Raw genomic sequence first — 14,954 nt, 5'->3', positions numbered from 1 at the left:
TTATAAAAATTATTTTTATGAAAATAATGGAAGTAGTTTACGAGAAATTTGACCTATGAATCCTTATTTTATAAGGACTTTTTGACCGTTCAAAAAATTTATTTAAATGTAATTTTGTAAATTTTCTAAAAATGAAGAAAAATTAATGTAGACTGAATTTAAAGTTTGTTTTACAATAGGGTTGTTCTTACAAAATGATAGTGTTTGAGTTTATACTTGCTAAATAGAGAAAGCAAGTAGTCTACCTTATAAATTCAGAATTATCAAACAAAATGGGGGTTATTTTTATGAAGAAATCGAAATTTGCTTCACTTTTCCTGTCATCATCATTATTGATCGGAATTCTTGCTGGTTGCGGAAGCGGGGAAGAGGCAGGAACTAGTTCAGAAGGCGGAGACACTATTAAAATAGGTGTCAATCTTGAATTATCAGGTGCGGTTGCATCCTATGGTTCTTCAGAATTAGATGGTATCAATCTTGCAGTGGAAGAAATTAATGCTGATGGCGGGATTAATGGTAAAGAAATCGTTTTAGAAAAAGTTGATAATAAATCAGATGCTGCAGAAGCAACGAACGCAGCTATCAAATTGACAAGTCAAGATAAAGTAGCAGCAATTATTGGTGCAGCTACAAGTGGTAACTCAGTAGCGCAAGTTCAAATTGCTGCGGATAGTAAAACTCCAATGATTTCACCATCTGGAACAAGTCCATCAGTTACAGTAGCAGATGATGGTTCAGTAAATGAATTTACTTTCCGTACCTCTTTCATAGATCCGTTCCAAGGGACGGTAGCAGCTAATTTCGCAGCTAATGAATTAAAAGTAAAAAATGCTGCAGTATTTGCAGACAATGCCAGTGATTATGCAAAAGGCTTAGCAGCATCATTCATTACTGATTTTGAAAAAGCAGGTGGATCAATTGTCTCAGAAGAATCTTACGTTGCAAAAGACACAGACTTCCGTTCAACTTTAACTCGTATTAAAGCAACTAACCCAGACTTCATCTTTATCCCAGGATATTATGAAGAAGTTGGACTAATTGTAAAACAAGCTCGCGAACTTGGTATTACTGTTCCGCTAATGGGTGCTGATGGTTGGGATTCTCCAACAATCGTTGATCTAGCAGGTGCTGATGCTTTGAATAATACATTCATCATCAATCACTATTCTGCTGAAGATCCTGATGGCAAAGCAAAAGAATTCGCAGATAAATACAATGAAAAATTTGGGAAAGCTCCAAACTCATTCAACGCTCTTGGTTATGACACAGTTTACTTATTAAAAGATGCTGTTGAACGTGCGGGTTCTACAGATGGTACAAAAATTAAAGAAGCTTTAGAAGCAACAGACGGATTAGAACTAGTTACAGGATTATACTCAGTGGATGATAAGCATCATCCAGTAAAATCTGCAACAATTCTAGAGTTCGTTGATGGTGCTCAAGTATTTAACACTAAAGTTAATCCTTAAGATTAACCAGTAAAATGGGGGGATTATTATCCCTCCTTTTCTTTGTATCAAGAGAAAAAATTTGAATGTAAAAGGAGTGAAACTTCATGGAATGGATACAACAGCTGATAAACGGTATTTCACTCGGAAGTATTTACGCATTAATCGCACTCGGTTATACGATGGTTTATGGAATTATTAAACTTATTAACTTTGCACATGGTGATGTTTTTATGGTAGGTTCCTTCATTGGATTCTATTCAATTACTGTATTTAATTTAGGATTCTTTCCAGCACTAATTATTTCAATGGCTGCATGTGCATTATTTGGAGTCATAATTGAACGTATTGCATATAAACGACTGCGTAATGCTACTAGAATTGCTGCACTTATTACGGCAATTGGTGTGTCACTATTAATCGAGTATGGTGTAATTTATATTCGTGGTGCTCAGCCTGAAGCTTATCCAGATGTTTTTGCTTATAGAACTTTCGATTTTCTTGGAGCACAGATTAGCATTCAGTCCATTTTAATCCTGTCTGTTTCTGTCATTCTAATGATACTTCTACAATTTATCGTACATAAAACAAAAACAGGTAAAGCAATGCGAGCAGTTTCTCATGATACAGAAGCTGCAAAACTTATGGGTATCAATGTAGATAACACAATTTCTGCTACTTTTGCAATCGGATCTGCTCTAGCAGGTGCTGCCGGTGTGATTTTCGGTGTGTATTATACAAAAATTGATCCATTGATGGGTATAATTCCTGGTTTAAAAGCGTTTATCGCAGCCGTTTTAGGGGGCATTGGAATAATTCCTGGAGCAATGGTAGGTGGTCTTGTCCTTGGGGTAGTAGAATCGATTGTTAGTGCTTTAGGATTTTCTTTATGGAGAGATGCTGCTGCATTCATCATTTTAATACTTATCCTTATCTTTAGACCATCTGGAATTTTCGGTAAAAATACACGAGAGAAAGTGTAGGTGGTAGAGATATGAAAAAATCCAAACAGTTTTGGTCATATATAGCAGTTGCTATCATCGTTTATGTAGTGGTTCAAGTTCTAATAATGAACGGTATGATGAATCAATTCTACTCAAATACGCTAATCTTCATAGCTATTAATATAATTTTAGCAGTCAGCTTACATTTAGTAATAGGTATTACTGGTCAGTTTTCCATAGGTCACGCTGGGTTTTTGGCAATAGGAGCATATGTCTCTGCAATTATTACAATGAAATTGGATTTACCTTTTATATTAGCTATATTAGTCGGTGGTCTAGTTGCGGCATTGGCGGGGCTGATTGTAGGTATTCCGAGCTTGCGTTTAAAAGGAGATTATTTAGCAATCGCAACTTTAGGATTCGCTGAAATAATCCGAATCGTATTTTTAAATATCGACTATGTTGGTGGGGCTGCCGGTATGCAGGTATCACATCTTACTACTTGGACATACTCGTTTGTTTGTTTACTAATTACGGTGATAGTTATTGTAAACTTTACAAATTCACGACACGGTATAGCTGCTATTTCGGTAAGAGAAAATGAGATTGCTGCAGATGCAATGGGTATTAATACAACTTATTATAAAGTTGCAGCATTTGCCATTGGCTCCTTCTTTGCGGGAGTTGCTGGTGCCTTATTCTCGCATAATTTCTATATTATTCAACCAGGACAATTTGGTTTCTTAAAGTCATTTGATATTTTAATATTTGTAGTACTCGGCGGACTAGGAAGTTTATCAGGTGCGATACTTTCTGCAATTCTATTGACCGTTGTTTCTACCTATCTACAGGGATATCCGGAAACACGTATGATTATCTATAGTCTTGTTTTAATCTTAGTAATGCTTTATCGTCCAAAAGGATTGATGGGGACGATGGAAATTACAGATTATTTCAAACTCTGGAGAACGCCAAAAGGAGGCGGTCAGCATGGAAAGTAAAACATTATTAGAAGTAAAAAATGCAGGAATACAATTTGGTGGTCTAAAGGCAGTTCAAAACCTAAACCTTAAGCTAAATCAGGGAGAACTTGTTGGCTTGATCGGTCCAAATGGTGCTGGTAAGACTACTAGCTTTAATTTACTAACAGGTGTTTATGTACCTACTGAAGGAGATATTTTGTTCAATGGTGAACGTATAAATGGTTTAGCTCCTTTTAAAGTTACGAGAAAAGGGATAAGCCGTACTTTCCAAAACATTCGTCTCTTTAATGAATTGTCTGTATTAGATAATGTAAAGGTTGCTTATCATTCTCTTGCAACACATACAATGTTAAGCTCTATACTTCGTTTGCCTTCTCATTTCAAAGGTGAAAAAGAGATGGAAGAAAAATCATTAGAATTTCTAAAGATTTTCAAGCTTGAAAAATATAAAGATGAACTAGCAAAAAATCTTCCATATGGTCAGCAAAGAAGATTGGAAATTGCTAGAGCACTTGCAGCGGGTCCTAAATTATTGTTACTTGATGAGCCAGCAGCTGGTATGAATCCTCAGGAAACAAAGGATTTAATGAACTTAATAGCATTTGTTCGTGAAAAATTCGATTTAACTATTTTGTTAATAGAGCATGACATGAATTTAGTAATGGGAGTTTGTGAAAGAATATATGTACTCGATCATGGTCAACTTCTTGCGGAAGGATCACCAGAAGAGATCCGTAACCATCCTAAGGTTATAGAGGCTTATTTAGGGGAGGAAGTTCACGATGACAATGCTTAAAGTGGAAAACATAGATGTGTTTTATGGGAATATTCAAGCACTGCGTGATGTTTCGATTACAGTTAATGAAGGGGAGATTGTTTCCTTGATTGGTGCTAATGGAGCAGGGAAAAGTACTTTGCTAAAAACTCTCTCAGGCTTGTTGAAACCCAAAAATGGGAAAATAGAATTTCTTGACAAATCAATTTCTGGTAAACAGGTACAATCAATTGTTAAAGCTGGGATATCTCATGTTCCAGAGGGAAGACGTGTTTTTGCAAACTTAACTGTAGAAGAAAACTTAGAATTAGGTGCATTTCTTAGGAAAGATAAACAAGGAATTCACCAAGATATGCAAAAAGTATATGAAATCTTCCCAAGATTACTAGAACGTAAAAAACAGCATTCTGGAACTCTTTCTGGAGGAGAACAGCAGATGCTAGCCATGGGAAGGGCTATTATGGCGAAGCCTAAACTCGTATTATTAGATGAACCTTCTATGGGACTTGCTCCGTTAATGGTCAAAACAATATTTCAAGTAATTGAGGATATTAATCGTGAAGGAACAACCGTTTTATTGGTTGAACAAAATGCTAATATGGCCCTATCTATAGCAAGTCGAGGATATGTTATTGAAACAGGAAGAGTTGTACTTTCTGGTTCAGCACAGGAATTACAAAATAGTGAAGAAGTTAAACTGGCCTACCTTGGTGGTCATTAATCGTAAACTACGACTATGTTTAGTCGTAGTTTTTTTCGTGTTAATGTTATATGATAGGTATTAAATATTTATCAGAATTACATAGAAAGGAGGGCTTTATTGAGAACTTTAAGGTTTTGGATTTTATCGCTTATTTGTTTTACTATGCTTGGGATAGTATTCAGCACTCTAACTTCAAGTTATTTTGTAACGAAGAAAATATTGATTGAAAATTCGTTAGAGCAAAATAGAGTGTATTCTATGAAATTGGCTCAAATGACGGAAGAAGTTTTTTCATCTCTGCAAAATAACTTGGAAGCTCGAAAGTCAGATGTGGTTAAGAATATAGAAAATCCTAATACAGTTACCAATATATTAGAACAACTAAATATAAGCGGCAAGAACTTCAACTCTTTATCCGTTATCGATCATCAAGGAATTGCGATTGCAACCGCACCCAATATAGGCCTTGTTGGCAATAAAATTAACTCCAATGCTGTTAAGGAAGGCTTAATAAAGAAGGAACCATTTATTTCTAAACCGTATTATGCGCAAACAGGAAGACTACTAATACTTATTTCTACCCCATTATTTAATGGAAGTAATGAATATGTAGGAATGTTGAATGGAACAATTTATTTGGAGGAAGAAAGCTTTATCCATCATATCCTTGCCGATCATTATTCTAAAGACGGTTCCTACGTTTATGTAGTTGATCGGGATGGAACTCTGATTTATCATCCTGATAAAACGAGAATAGGGGAATCTGTTGAAAGTAACCCTGTTGTTCAAAAGTTAATAGAAGAGAAAAGTGGGGCTCTGCAAATAGATAATTCACTTGGAAGTAACTTTCTGGCAGGTTATACATACATTGAGAAAAGTAGGTGGGGGGTAGTCTCACAGACCCCATTTAAAAGTGCTTTAAAACCTTTATCTGGAATAATGTTAACGATTTTTACATTTTCTTTGCCGTTTATACTTATTTTTATAGTTGCAGCTTTTTACGTATCAACTAAGTTATCTTCACCATTACGTAAACTTGCCATTTACACGTTACGGGGTAGGGATGAACAAGAAGAATCCCTCGATATCCCTACTTGGTATTTCGAGGCAAAACAACTTACGGAGACGATTGAAAATTATAGGAAACGTCAGGAAGAAACTGTAGATAATATGAAGACAATATCCGTAACAGACCCATTGACAGGATTGAAAAATAGAAGATATGCAGATATTTTATTCGATAAATTTCTCGATCAAAAAGTAAAGTTTTCTTTACTTATTCTAGATATCGATCATTTTAAGAAAGTTAATGATCAATTTGGACATATTGCCGGAGATGAAGTTCTCAAATTTATCTCTAAAATTTTGAAGGACTTTTGTGTCGAACAAGAAGAGTGTATTCGACTTGGAGGGGAAGAATTTCTCATTTTTCTTCCAGAGAAGGAGATTCAAGAAGCATATATACTGGGAGAACGTATAAGAATGACTGTAGAGGATTCTGTTTCACCTATTCATAAAAGACTTACTATTTCTTTAGGGGTTGGTGAATATAAATGTGGGGAAACGCTAACCCAATCTATGCAAAGAATTGATATTGCTCTTTATGAAGCAAAATCAAATGGGCGTAATAATATAGTAATTGCAAAATCATGAAAGAACAATTGAATATCGACTTAAAAGCAAAAACGAGCGGAAGGATCAAAGTATCTAATCCTTTTGCTCGTTCTTTCTTAGTAAATAATATATAGCGTCAACGATTAACCCAATCACAAATCCAAATGCAGTGAAGATAAATAAGGAAAGAATTCCCGCAAGGTCTCCAAATTCTTCTGGTCCAGTAATAAATGAACGATACATTTCAAAAAATCCAATTAGTAATCCAATAGCGAATATATAAAAGGCTTTACGTAACTTATAAAGCAACATAGCACCTGCTAAAACACCGATTACTATTGAAAATGCTGCGAATGCAAGCAAGTTCATAATAACCAAGTCTTGACCCAACACATATTTAATACCTAAAATAAGTAAAAACATAGAAATAAAAATAATCGAAATTGCAATTTTCCCATAATTTTTTAACAATTGATTCGCCTACCTTCATTTATTAATCATACTGGAACTTTATATTATTTCCAATAGAATATGCAAAAGAACGAGAGGAATGGTATTGATGACAGAACATTATTTTCATTTAAAAGCAGATTGGCCAGGTAACCGCAATGATATAGGAACTGTTCATGCGCGGAATCTTCAAACAAACATTTCAATCCCACCAGAAATGGATGGTCCAGGAGTAGGTACAAATCCGGACGAAATGCTCCTTGGAGCAGCCACGACATGTTATATTATTACACTTGCTGCCATGCTAGAGAGAAGTCAGATAGAAAAGGTATCACTCGTTGTTGAATCATCTGCTGTAGTAGATGTGACGAATGGCATTTTTACATACAAAAAAATAATTCATCGACCTAAACTAGTAATAGTTAATGAAAAAGACTCCAAAATGGCTAATCGATTACTAGTGAAAGCAGAAGATACTTGTATGATAAGTAAAGCTCTAAAAGGCAATGTAGAAATTGAGCTTGAACCCACACTGCTAGTGGGAGTTCAAACGCCATAAAATAAGCGCAAAGAAAGCTGCTTGCTGTGATGGATGTCACAACAAGCAGTTTTTTTAGAATAAAGTATATAAAAAGTAGCTTGAACACTGTGTTCACAAAACTTTCAAAAAGGAACAAATCCTGCTGATTTCCGGTACATGTGGACGCTTTCTAGCTGAGCGAGGGCAGTTCCTTCTCTTTCGCTACGCTACTGCGGGGTCTCCTTTTCTTTTTCAATTGAAAATAAATAAAATTGTTAGTATATATCGAATAAATAAGCGAATTAGCTTACGAAATTGCATCTTACTGAGCTTCCTTTATGAATAGGGAATTATCAGTTTTCTAGTTATTTAAAACGCACTAACCTTTTTCTAAAAGTTGTGGGAGAACGATGCGCAGGCGACCGTCACAACCATTACTCACTAAAAATTCACTCGGTAATTCTATAGTAAAACGTCTGTCCAAAGCACTTTGAAACGATAGAAACAGGTTTTGAAATTAGAGGATCAAACCACTTTTTGCACTGTTCTTCTTACAATACATATACATAAATACAGATAAAGTGAAACAACGTCCCAAACAATATAAACATATGAAAGATTTCATGAAATCCTAATTTCTTTATGAATGGAATATTTGGCTTTACCCCATATATGATTCCTCCAATAGTATAAGAGACTCCTCCTAAAATTAGATAAAATAATCCTGTAGAACCTAGAGAGTCAGCTAGTGTAGGTGCTAAGAAAATTATCATCCAGCCCATGCCGATATAAATAGCCGTAGAAACCCATCTCGGACAATCAAACCAAATCATTTTAAACAAAATACCACTTGCTGCTAGTAATAGAATAATAGTAAACAAGACATATCCAGAAGTGTTATTCAAGGTGATTAAGCAAAATGGTGCATAGGTGCCAGCGATTAAAATATATATCATGGAATGATCTAGTCGTCTTAAAAATTGTATATGGTGAGCTTTTCCTATCAACCAGTGATAAGTAGCAGATGCTGTATAAAGCAAAATCATGCTAACACCAAAAACAACTATTGCAGTTAAAGTTAGGGGAGGACTATCGAGTTCAAATCCCTTCATTAACATTAGGATTAGTCCAACTACCCCTAATAACGCTCCCAATAAGTGTGACAGACTATTAAACGGCTCTCTAATATATGTATTCATGTAAATATCTCCACCTCTTCATGTAGTTTCAGTAACTACGTATAAATGTATTACTATTATGACACTTAGTCAAGGTTTACCTTGAATGTATTTTAAGTTATGATAAACGTAATGTATAAACTGGAGGTATTTTAGTGAGCAAATCTGAGGAAATCACACAAAAATTGGGTTTGGAGTCCACTATACATGAAGCAGATATTCCAACTATCGACTTGTATATGGACCAAGTGATTCAGTTATTTGATGCAACATATAGTGAGTCTTTACGTAATGAAGAAGAAAAGGTATTGACCAAAACGATGATCAATAATTATGCAAAAGGAAAATTATTTATACCCATTAAAAACAAAAAATACTCCAAAGACCATATTATGATGATCAGCTTGATATATCAGTTAAAAGGCGCACTTTCTATTAAGGATATTAAATCTGTATTAGAGCCGATAAATGAAAAGATCGATACGGAAGACTTTCCATTAGAAAAATTTTATCATTCCTGGGTGAAACTCCAACAAAAAAATGCTCAGAACTTTCTTGAGGAAATGAAAAGCCATGAAATAGAAGTGGAAAATCAGGAAACAGAGGAAACTGATAAACTAATTTTACTCATTGCTTCGCTTTCGAATATGAGTAATGCTTATCGAAAAGCAGCTGAACTTCTAGTAGATGAATTAACGGAACTAAGAAAGGGGACAAGGCAGTGAAAACACTATGGACAAATGGAAATATTATCACAATGAAAGCAGAAGAGGATTTTGCGGAAGCGGTGTTAGTAGAAGATGGAATCATTCTCAAAACCGGTTTAAAAAAAGATCTTCTTCCACTAGCGGATCATGTGGAATCACTAGATGGGTGTGCTATGTATCCAGGTTTTGTTGATAGCCATATTCACTTAATTGGTCATGGGGAGAAGCTATCCTATATAGACTTGTCTACTTTTACTTCTATTAAACAAATAAGAGAAACCATAGCTTCTCATATTACGAACGAAAAATGGTATATAACGGAAGGGTGGAACGACAATAAACTGGAAGAAGGCAGACCGCTAACTTGTACGGATATTGACTTCATAGCTGAAACGGCGATAGTGTTAAAAAGGGTATGTCGACATGTTTTAGTAGCGAATACAGCCGCAATGAATTTAGCTGGTATTTCTAAAGAAACTCCTGACCCAATTGGAGGGGTAATTGGTAAAGATGAAAACGGGGAACTTAATGGTCTTTTCTATGATGAAGCACAGCAATTAATAACAGAACATATACCATTGAATACTACTGAACATTTGAAAAAGGTTATAGCTACTAGTATAGAAGACTTAAAGTCAAAAGGTATAACCGGGGTTCACACAGAGGATATGGCCTATTACGGACCATATGAAGGTCCTTTACAAGCATATCGAGAAACGGTACAAGAAGGCTTTAGAGTTCATCTGTTGCGACATCATGCGGTTTTTGAACAAATGCAGGGAGAACAAACGTCATCTTTTATCGAATTTGGAGCGATGAAAATATTTGTTGACGGTTCATTAGGTGGCAGGACAGCGTTATTATCTGAAGACTACGCAGACGACACAGGAACAAAAGGCGTTGAGGTCCATAGCCCAGAAAAGCTAGAGGATCTAGTAAAATTGGCTCGCAGCTATAATGAAAATATTGCAGTGCATGTAATTGGTGATCTAGCTGTTGAGAAAATATTAGATTTAATAGAAAAACATCCTGTACCAAAGGGGAAGAAAGATCGATTAATACATGTAAATGTATTGCGTGCTGACCTTGTTGAGCGAATGAAAAAGCTGCCAATAATACTGGATATACAACCAATATTTGTCACTTCCGATTTTCCATGGGTAAAAGAAAGAATTGGATCTTCCAGATTACAATGGGCTTATGCTTGGAAATCGCTACTTAAGAAAGGTTTCGATTGTGCAGGAGGATCTGATTCACCAATCGAACTAGCAGACCCGTTGCTTGGTATAGATGCAGCTGTTAATAATTCATATTTGCCAGAACAGGAGTTAACAGTATTTGAAGCAATATCCTTATATACATCCGGTAGTGCAAAAGCTATAGGGGAAGAAAATAAGCGAGGATTAATATTACCTGGTTTTGATGCAGATTTTACTATTTTAGATAATGTGCTTGAAAAAGAAAACATTCTATCCACTGTGGTAGAAAAGACAGTTGTAGCGGGTAAAGTAGTATATGAAAAGAAAAAGTGAAACTATTCATCTAGTGCAACCGTATAAAAGTAGGAGAGGAGTGAGATAAAAATGGAAAACACAGGTTTTAAAATCTTGCTTCATGCAAGTACATGGTTTGCCCCTTTTCTAGTACCATTTATTTTATTTTTAGTAGTAAATGACGAAGAAATTAAAAAGCTATCCATACAAGCTGTACTGTTTCAATTAGTAATGGCTGTATTGTTAACTATTTCCTTCTTTTTAATTATTCTTCTAATCGGTATTCCGATGCTTATCATTTTTGGTATAATGGCATTTGTAGTTCCGATTATTGGAATTGTTAAAGCGATTACAGGAGACACCTTTAACTATCCTATTGTAGGATCATGGATAAAGTAGTGTCATAACATAAAGGGGAATTAGAATGACTACTAGAATCGGTATTGATGCAGGTGGAACATTAACAAAAATAGCTTATTGGAATGAACATAATGAGATGAACTTTGAACGATTTCATTCATCAGATTTCCGACAAGTTAAGGATTGGATTGAAACTAATCATCCGAATGCTTCTATCTGCGTCACTGGTGGTCGTGCGGAGCAATTAAAAGTACATTTTAGCTCAAGTGAAGAAATACCATATATAGTTGAGTTTGATGCGACTATGAATGGTGTCATGTATCAAATGAAGCTAGGATCAATTGAGCCTAAAGCTGCTATTATAGCGAATATTGGTACGGGTACCTCTATACATATTATGGAAGAAAATATACATAAACGATTAGGCGGTACAGGTATTGGAGGTGGAACTCTTCTTGGTTTGGGTATGGCATTAACAGGTATATCCGATTTTGAAGAGATCATAAAACAATCTCTAGCAGGAAGTAGGACTAAAATTGATGTATTAGTAAGCGACATTTACAAAAATAATAAGCTCCCTTTAAAAGGTACCTTAACAGCCAGTAATTTTGGTGGTATTTCATTGAATACTGACAACAATAATAGCTCTTCCGATTTGTTAGCTGGTGTCCAAGGAATAATAGGAGAAGTAGTTGCTTCACTTTGTATCCAAGTCGCAGATGCACATCAAGTGGAGGATATTATATACATAGGTACTACCTTGGAGGACAATGAATTACTCCAGCAAATCATTGAATCCTATACGATTTTAAAGCTAAAAAAACCAATCTTTTTAGATAAACATGGCTATAGCGGAGCGATAGGTGCATTATTAGAAAACACTAAATAATATTGGGTATAATTGTTGCATATTCCTAGAATGCATGTTATATTTAAAGAGGATTATTTTTGTTCGGTTAGTTAGTAGGTGGCAACACTTTTACTTAACAGTGTTGAGCAAGGATAGTAACACAATGTGTGCAGCTGCTGCATACGAGGAGGAAATACACATGGAACAAGGTAAAGTAAAATGGTTTAACTCAGAAAAAGGATTCGGATTTATCGAACGTGAAGGCGGAGACGACGTATTCGTACATTTCTCAGCTATTCAAAGCGAAGGTTTCAAATCTCTTGACGAAGGTCAAGAAGTAACTTTTGAAATCGAGCAAGGTCAACGTGGCCTTCAAGCTACTAACGTAGTTAAAGCTTAATTTTAAACCTAAAACTTAACTTTAACAGGCTCTCAAAAGAGAGTCTGTTTTTTTGCATTAAAAGTAATCGATTATTTCGATAATATGCTATGATTATAGTAATATTTTGGAGGTGTTTGAAAATTGGAGGAAATGAAACTAATTGCAATTTCAATAGGTAAACCTAGAACTGTGAGGAACGAGTTAGGAGAAGAGCTTCGTTCAGGAATATTTAAAAATCAAGTAACTGAAGCATATTTGACAAAGGATGGCTTTAATAATGACGGGGTGGCAGATTTAAAGCATCACGGTGGTCTAGACAGGGCGGTTTGCATGTACAGCATGGAACATTACAGAAGCTGGTCAAAGGAATTTCAAATGAATTTTCCCATAAGTGCAATTGGTGAAAACTTGCTAGTAGAAAATATGCTAGAAGAAAATATACATATTGGAGATCGCTTTTCCATTGGGGAGGCAATTATTGAAGTAACTCAAGGAAGAATACCTTGTAATACGATCAATAAAAGAACTGGTGTAAAACCCCTGATGAAACGAATGATTGAAACTGGTCACACTGGTTATTTATGTCGTGTTATTAAAGAAGGTCGAATTACTAACGCAGATCGTATCGAACGAGTTTTCGAACATCCGGAAAAAATTACTGTTTCCTATGCTCATTCCATTTATTTTTATCAAAAAGACTCAAAAGAAGGAATAGAAAATGTTCTGAAAGTAAATGAGCTAGCAGATGAGTGGAGAGTCAAACTCCAAAAGATGTTATCGAAGCTAGAATAGAATAGGATGAAAACCAATGAAAAAATGGAAAAAAGAAATTTTACTCCATGTACCTATTGAATTTGCGTGGTCTTATTTTTACGGAGACATATCCAAAAAGAAAAAGATATTTCCAAAAGTAGTAGATGAGGAAATCATTGATCAAACGGAAGAAATTATAGGTACAATGATAAATCAAAGCTATCAAAATGGATCTTTGATAGAGCAGTATGAAATTACGATAAAAAAATATACAAATGAGCCTAACTACAAAGCTATTCAGGAAAGTTTTCTTCTAAATAACCGATTTAATATGACAACGGAATATGAATTAGTAAGTCAAGGTGACAAAATAACAAAATTCATCTATACTTCTATAAATAAACCGAAAAATCCACTGCTTTCTATTTTTCAATTGTTTGGCAGTGACGAGGTCATTGTAAATTTTTTAAACAAAGCAAAAACAGCGATTGAATTGGATTTTGAACAATTGCAAAATAATGAAGAGCTATAAATTCATAGAGCTAAAAACAACTGCCTTTTACTTTTTAGGCAGTTGTTTTAATACAGCCTCTCGTGCAAGAGCATGGGCTGCTTTGTTTTGATCGTCAGGGATCCATTTGATAAAAAACAGATCAAACCCTTCTATAGTGGCTAAAATTTTCTCCAATATAGCTGCAAATTCGGGATTCTTGGCATACCTTTTTTCTACTGCTGCACAAACGATTTGTGAATCAGTACGTGCTGAAACAATGGAAGGAGATAGTTTTTTTGCCTCTTCTAAACCTCTTTGTAATGCGATAAATTCCGTCGTGTGATTGGAGTATTCTCCGATAAATTCACTTATTTTTACATGGTGTCCTTCACCTTTTATGAACACACCAATGCCACTTGGTCCTGGATTGCCAGTGGTCGACCCGTCAATATAAACTTCTAACATATAATCACCTTTTTAAAAAAGAATAATGGATACATCTAGTTTGAATGATTAAAGGGATAGTTGCAAATAAAAGTAACATAATAGTACAATTATGAAATAGTGAGGAGTAGAAATGTTGAAAAATACACAGCTTATAAATGAAATTGATTATTTATCAGATACTTATTGTGATGGCTGCTTTGTTCGGAAGCAATTACGAAAAGAAAGCGGCAAATCAATTGCGTATAGATTTTGCATAGAACAATGCACGGTTGGTGAAAGTATTAAACGAATAGGTAGTAACCTAAAGGGTTCAAAATAAAAAAGCCCCACGACTAATTTTGTCGCGGGAAGAAGCGTTTCTATTCGTTTTTTATCACGTTTGCAGCTTGAGGTCCACGGTTTCCTTCAACTATTTCGAACGTTACTTGTTGACCTTCGTCTAATGCTCGAAATCCATCACCTTGAATTCCTGTAAAATGGACAAATACATCTTCTCCATCGTTGTATTCGATGAAACCATACCCTTTTTCATTATTAAACCATTTTACTTTCCCCTGTTGCATAAACGTTCCTCCCTTAATCCACTGAAGATTCTATAAATGGATACATAAACTATACTTGAATTGTCAGTCTTCGTCAATAATATGTCGAATTTTAGCTTTTCCGCTTCTCTGTGCACAATTATAGTTTGTAGATCTAAATAATGAAATTATTAATAAATTGCTTAGTATATAATACTATTGGAAAAGTAATTTCCAAGACAAAATATCCCTCTGAGCATGTTTTAAATTTATGACAGAAATTGATTTGGTGCCTAGCCCTGCCACTTTTTTTATTGTCAGGTAGTGTGTAAG

General features: G+C 35.0%; 19 protein-coding genes. 15 read left to right on the top strand and 4 right to left on the bottom strand.

The features are described 5' to 3' along the window. Window positions 1–287: 287 nt before the first annotated feature. The 6 genes from MKY37_RS00895 (at window position 288) to MKY37_RS00870 (ending at window position 6,506) form a co-directional block, all read left to right on the top strand. Window positions 288–1,469 (top strand): ABC transporter substrate-binding protein, encoded by a 1,182-nt coding sequence (locus tag MKY37_RS00895; RefSeq protein WP_340772796.1) that lies wholly within the window; start codon window positions 288–290, stop codon window positions 1,467–1,469. Between the two features lie 86 nt (window positions 1,470–1,555). Continuing rightward, a complete protein-coding gene (locus tag MKY37_RS00890) occupies window positions 1,556–2,431 on the top strand; it encodes a branched-chain amino acid ABC transporter permease (protein WP_340772794.1) in 876 nt (291 codons plus the stop codon). 11 nt (window positions 2,432–2,442) lie between these two features. Then, window positions 2,443–3,393 (top strand): branched-chain amino acid ABC transporter permease, encoded by a 951-nt coding sequence (locus tag MKY37_RS00885; RefSeq protein ID WP_340772792.1) that lies wholly within the window; start codon window positions 2,443–2,445, stop codon window positions 3,391–3,393. Further along, window positions 3,383–4,171 (top strand): ABC transporter ATP-binding protein, encoded by a 789-nt coding sequence (locus MKY37_RS00880; protein WP_340772791.1) that lies wholly within the window; start codon window positions 3,383–3,385, stop codon window positions 4,169–4,171. The genes MKY37_RS00885 and MKY37_RS00880 overlap by 11 nt, the downstream gene beginning before the upstream one ends. After that, the gene (locus MKY37_RS00875; RefSeq protein WP_340779811.1) at window positions 4,164–4,871 is read left to right on the top strand and encodes an ABC transporter ATP-binding protein; all 708 of its coding nucleotides are present in this window, start codon (window positions 4,164–4,166) and stop codon (window positions 4,869–4,871) included. The genes MKY37_RS00880 and MKY37_RS00875 overlap by 8 nt, the downstream gene beginning before the upstream one ends. A gap of 99 nt (window positions 4,872–4,970) precedes the next feature. Further along, entirely contained in the window at window positions 4,971–6,506 is a 1,536-nt protein-coding gene (locus MKY37_RS00870) for a sensor domain-containing diguanylate cyclase (protein WP_340772789.1), read from the top strand. A 54-nt stretch (window positions 6,507–6,560) separates the two neighbouring features. Here MKY37_RS00870 and MKY37_RS00865 read toward each other — a convergent pair whose 3' ends face one another. After that, the gene (locus tag MKY37_RS00865) at window positions 6,561–6,938 is read right to left on the bottom strand and encodes a hypothetical protein (RefSeq protein WP_340772786.1); all 378 of its coding nucleotides are present in this window, start codon (window positions 6,936–6,938) and stop codon (window positions 6,561–6,563) included. A gap of 88 nt (window positions 6,939–7,026) precedes the next feature. Between MKY37_RS00865 and MKY37_RS00860 the strand changes: the two genes are divergently transcribed. Then, entirely contained in the window at window positions 7,027–7,476 is a 450-nt protein-coding gene (locus MKY37_RS00860) for an OsmC family protein (RefSeq protein ID WP_340772782.1), read from the top strand. 512 nt (window positions 7,477–7,988) lie between these two features. On the opposite strand, the gene trhA is transcribed toward MKY37_RS00860, so the two are convergent. Next, window positions 7,989–8,636: a PAQR family membrane homeostasis protein TrhA gene (gene trhA, locus MKY37_RS00855; RefSeq protein ID WP_340772779.1), complete on the bottom strand. Its 648-nt coding sequence runs from the start codon at window positions 8,634–8,636 to the stop codon at window positions 7,989–7,991. 134 nt (window positions 8,637–8,770) lie between these two features. Here trhA and MKY37_RS00850 point away from each other — a divergent pair, with 134 nt between their 5' ends. The 7 genes from MKY37_RS00850 to MKY37_RS00820 all read left to right on the top strand — a co-directional run bounded on the left by MKY37_RS00850 (window position 8,771) and on the right by MKY37_RS00820 (window position 13,692). Beyond that, window positions 8,771–9,340 (top strand): DUF1836 domain-containing protein, encoded by a 570-nt coding sequence (locus MKY37_RS00850; protein ID WP_340772776.1) that lies wholly within the window; start codon window positions 8,771–8,773, stop codon window positions 9,338–9,340. Continuing rightward, a complete protein-coding gene (locus MKY37_RS00845) occupies window positions 9,337–10,854 on the top strand; it encodes an amidohydrolase (RefSeq protein ID WP_340772774.1) in 1,518 nt (505 codons plus the stop codon). Before MKY37_RS00850 ends, MKY37_RS00845 begins: the two co-directional genes overlap by 4 nt. A 51-nt stretch (window positions 10,855–10,905) precedes the next feature. Beyond that, window positions 10,906–11,214 carry a DUF4870 domain-containing protein gene (locus MKY37_RS00840; protein WP_340772771.1) on the top strand — a complete coding sequence of 103 codons (309 nt, stop codon included), beginning with the start codon at window positions 10,906–10,908 and terminating at the stop codon, window positions 11,212–11,214. Window positions 11,215–11,239: 25 nt separating this feature from the next. Next, window positions 11,240–12,064 (top strand): type II pantothenate kinase, encoded by an 825-nt coding sequence (gene coaW / locus MKY37_RS00835; protein ID WP_340772768.1) that lies wholly within the window; start codon window positions 11,240–11,242, stop codon window positions 12,062–12,064. Window positions 12,065–12,224: 160 nt separating this feature from the next. Next, window positions 12,225–12,425, top strand: coding sequence for a cold-shock protein (locus MKY37_RS00830; protein ID WP_053589685.1), 201 nt, complete (start codon window positions 12,225–12,227; stop codon window positions 12,423–12,425). 132 nt (window positions 12,426–12,557) lie between these two features. After that, window positions 12,558–13,199, top strand: a complete 642-nt coding sequence (locus MKY37_RS00825) for an MOSC domain-containing protein (RefSeq protein ID WP_340779808.1) — start codon at window positions 12,558–12,560, stop codon at window positions 13,197–13,199. A gap of 16 nt (window positions 13,200–13,215) precedes the next feature. Then, window positions 13,216–13,692, top strand: coding sequence for a hypothetical protein (locus MKY37_RS00820; protein WP_340772750.1), 477 nt, complete (start codon window positions 13,216–13,218; stop codon window positions 13,690–13,692). A gap of 27 nt (window positions 13,693–13,719) precedes the next feature. Here MKY37_RS00820 and MKY37_RS00815 read toward each other — a convergent pair whose 3' ends face one another. Then, a complete protein-coding gene (locus tag MKY37_RS00815) occupies window positions 13,720–14,118 on the bottom strand; it encodes a reverse transcriptase-like protein (RefSeq protein WP_340772748.1) in 399 nt (132 codons plus the stop codon). A gap of 112 nt (window positions 14,119–14,230) precedes the next feature. On the opposite strand from MKY37_RS00815, the gene MKY37_RS00810 reads away from it, so the two are divergent. Continuing rightward, a complete protein-coding gene (locus tag MKY37_RS00810) occupies window positions 14,231–14,419 on the top strand; it encodes a zinc-finger domain-containing protein (RefSeq protein WP_340772745.1) in 189 nt (62 codons plus the stop codon). 40 nt (window positions 14,420–14,459) lie between these two features. Here the strand turns inward: MKY37_RS00810 and MKY37_RS00805 are convergent, their stop codons facing one another. Then, complete coding sequence (locus MKY37_RS00805) at window positions 14,460–14,663, bottom strand: cold-shock protein (protein WP_090561500.1); 204 nt, start codon at window positions 14,661–14,663, stop codon at window positions 14,460–14,462. Window positions 14,664–14,954 lie beyond the last annotated feature (291 nt).

It is taken from the genome of Psychrobacillus sp. FSL K6-2836 (assembly GCF_038003085.1).
Classification (GTDB): domain Bacteria; phylum Bacillota; class Bacilli; order Bacillales_A; family Planococcaceae; genus Psychrobacillus.
This window is presented reverse-complemented; position numbering and strand designations above follow the sequence as displayed.